Raw genomic sequence first — 3,063 nt, 5'->3', positions numbered from 1 at the left:
TATGTAGGCAAAACCGAAACAGGAGAATGGCTGCAGTATACTGTGAATGCAAAATCCGCAAAAGGGTTTACCGCCGACATCCGTTATGCGGGCCTGACAGCAGGCAGCCTCAGCATCGAAGATGCAGCAGGAATACAGCTCGCTGCTGTTTCCCTGCCTTCAACAGGAGGGAACGAAATCTGGAAAACCGTTTCTGCCAAAGGCATCAATCTGAGAAAAGGGGAAAATAAAATCCGGATCATCTTTAAAAGCAACGGGATCAACCTGCAGTCCCTAGAGCTGAAATAAGTGACAATGCGGCTGAAAGCGCTGAATACGGTAATGATCAGCATTGCCTTGCTTCAACCCCTGTCTTAATTATACTCCCGCAGCATGATGGCGGCAGCCCGGCAGGCAGCACCTTCATTCTGCGGGACATTTTTTCTGCCGGCGAGATCTTTACCTGTCTGTTTTATGAAGATAGCAGAAAAATAACCGGTACCAGCGTAGAATCTGGAAATTTTTATTTATTTTCGGAAAAATTTTATATTCCATGGAAACAAAATCTCCTTTTGATCAGTTTGATGAATTAAGAATTGACGGTGCGTCAAAAGCCTTTCTGGCAGAAGCCGCCAAATGGACTACCTTTCTGGCCATCCTCGGCTTCATCGGGATCGGTTTTATGGTGCTTGCCGGCCTGTTCGTGCTTACGCTGGGAGCATCATTCAGTTCGTACGGCAGTATGATGCCTATGGGCGGAGGTGTGTTTTTCTCCTTTTTTTACTTTATCATCGCTGCTTTCTATTTCTTCCCGATCAGCTACCTGTACCGCTTCGGATCAAACATGAAATCGGCATTGCGATCGAATAACCAGACGGAGCTTAGCAAAGCCTTCGAATACCTGAAGTCACATTACAAATTCATCGGTATTCTTACCATCGTTGTTTTCGGTCTTTATATCCTGATGATTTTCGGGACGATGATTGCCGCAGTAGGCATGCATTAAGATAAAATTTTATTAAAAACCAATCATCCTTCTGTTTTTCCAGAGGGATTTTTTATATTACAGGATGAAAAAATTAAGCGTTGCACTCGTTTTGTTCGCTGGTATAGTCTTTGGCCAGCAATCCGTTATCGACCGGAAAATCGACTCTCTCACCCAGAATAAGCAGGCAACCGTAGGAATTTCGGTTCTCGGTTTTGAAAACGGCTTTGTCTATAACAGAAATGCAGACAGGAAGCTTCCGATGCAGAGTGTTTTTAAATTTCATATCGCGGCTGCCGTCCTGGATGCAGTAGACCGCGGAAAACTTTCCCTGGACCGGAAAATAGCGCTGGATTCATCCAACCTTATGAAAGATACCTGGTCGCCGCTCCGCGAGAAGTATCCCAACGGAAATCCCGGTGTGCCGTTGCGGGAAATCCTGGAACTTACGGTAGCCCAAAGTGATAATAACGGCTGTGATATTCTTTTGGACCTGCTGAGCGGTACGGCAAGCGTCCAGAGATTCATGAATGCGAAAGGCGTAAAAAATTTCCGGATCAGGTACACTGAAGCCCAGATGCATGAAGACTGGAATGCCCAGTACCGGAATTCCACCACAACGCGATCAGCTGTCACCTTGCTTAAAATGTTTTATGACGGAAAACTGTTAAGCAAAAAGTCCACGGATTACCTGACGAAAGTGATGCTGTCAACCTCAACAGGAAAAAACAAACTGATCGAACAGTTGCCCGCAGGTACACCCGCCGCACGAAAAACGGGAGCTTCCGGAAAGAACAACGCCGGCCTTACAGGTGCAGAAAATGAAATAGCCATCATCACCACCCCTTCTGGCAGGCATTATGCAATAGCTGTATTGGTCAGCAATTCAATGGAAACGGGTGCTGTCAACTGTAAAATGATCTCGGACATTTCAAAGACTTTCTGGGATTATTTTACTAAGTAAAAATTTAATCTTATTTTTAAAACCGGTTATTATGAAAAAAATATTCATCACCACGGCATTATTCAGCAGCTTTTTCTTCTTTGCACAGAAAAGCGAAAGTTACCTGCAGGTAGGCTATGCCAGCATTTGCTGCGGTACACCTTCCGATAAACCCGTTATGGACTATATCAAAAACTTCCAGCAGAAGAATAAAATAAAGTCACTGGAAATATATAAACAGAGCGGCCTCGGAAGAGAAGGCGAATATAACCTGTACATCGGGACAGACGGACTTTCGAAAACCCAGAAAACACAATTTGTGTCAGGGCTGAAAGCCGCTGTCAGCAGGCAGAATAGTGCCAGAAGAAAAGAAAGTGACGGAATGGTTAATTTCAGCACAGATGAAACGGTGCGGAAAGCCGATCTGTCCAAAGCAAGGAATATTACGCTTTACAAAAAATAAATTTAAATTAAACAAGAAGAAATGATTCAAAACATTGTCGTTATCGGAGCAGGAACCATGGGAAACGGGATTGCGCATACCTTTGCCCAAAGCGGATTTACCGTCAAACTGGTAGATGTTTCACAGGAAGCCCTGGACAAAGGACTGACAACCATCACCGCCAATCTTGACCGTATCATTGCAAAGGGAAACCTTACCGAACAGCAGAAAACGGAAACCCTGGGAAATATCACCACCTTTACGGCGCTTCAGGATGCGGCAGGCAATGCGGACCTGATTGTGGAGGCCGCTACCGAAAACCAGGACCTGAAGCTGAAAATCTTCGGTCAGATGGATGAGATTGCCCCTGAAAACTGTATCCTTGCCACCAATACTTCTTCGATCTCCATCACGAAAATTGCTGCGGCAACGAAAAGAGCAGACAAGGTGATCGGGATGCATTTCATGAACCCGGTTCCGATCATGAAGCTGGTGGAAATTATCAAGGGCTACTCTACTTCCCAGGAAACGTTCGACACCATTTATGAAATGAGCCGGACGCTTGGGAAAGTTCCGGTGGAAGTTAATGACTATCCCGGATTCGTAGCCAACAGGATCCTGATGCCGATGATCAATGAATCTATCGAAACCCTGTACAATGGCGTGGCGGGTGTTGAAGAAATCGATACCGTGATGAAGCTTGGGATGGCCCAT

Annotated in this window: 5 protein-coding genes; all 5 read left to right on the top strand. The window is 45.4% G+C overall.

The window, feature by feature from the left end; all coding sequences use genetic code 11:
- The coding region (locus tag QZ735_RS02720) for a carbohydrate-binding protein (RefSeq protein WP_294243904.1) at positions 1–288 on the top strand (288 nt) is incomplete at its 5' end.
- 244 nt (positions 289–532) lie between these two features.
- On the top strand, positions 533–985 hold the full coding sequence (locus QZ735_RS02715; protein ID WP_294243903.1) for a hypothetical protein: 453 nt from the start codon (positions 533–535) through the stop codon (positions 983–985).
- 64 nt (positions 986–1,049) lie between these two features.
- Positions 1,050–1,928 carry a class A beta-lactamase, subclass A2 gene (gene bla, locus QZ735_RS02710; RefSeq protein WP_294243901.1) on the top strand — a complete coding sequence of 293 codons (879 nt, stop codon included), beginning with the start codon at positions 1,050–1,052 and terminating at the stop codon, positions 1,926–1,928.
- 31 nt (positions 1,929–1,959) lie between these two features.
- Positions 1,960–2,370 (top strand): hypothetical protein, encoded by a 411-nt coding sequence (locus QZ735_RS02705; protein ID WP_294243899.1) that lies wholly within the window; start codon positions 1,960–1,962, stop codon positions 2,368–2,370.
- A gap of 24 nt (positions 2,371–2,394) precedes the next feature.
- A partial coding sequence (locus QZ735_RS02700; protein ID WP_294243906.1) for a 3-hydroxyacyl-CoA dehydrogenase NAD-binding domain-containing protein occupies positions 2,395–3,063 on the top strand: 669 nt, incomplete at its 3' end.

The organism is uncultured Chryseobacterium sp., from assembly GCF_913776365.1.
Lineage (GTDB): Bacteria > Bacteroidota > Bacteroidia > Flavobacteriales > Weeksellaceae > Chryseobacterium.
Note: the sequence above shows the minus strand (reverse complement) of the source record. Positions and strands in the feature narration are given on the sequence as shown.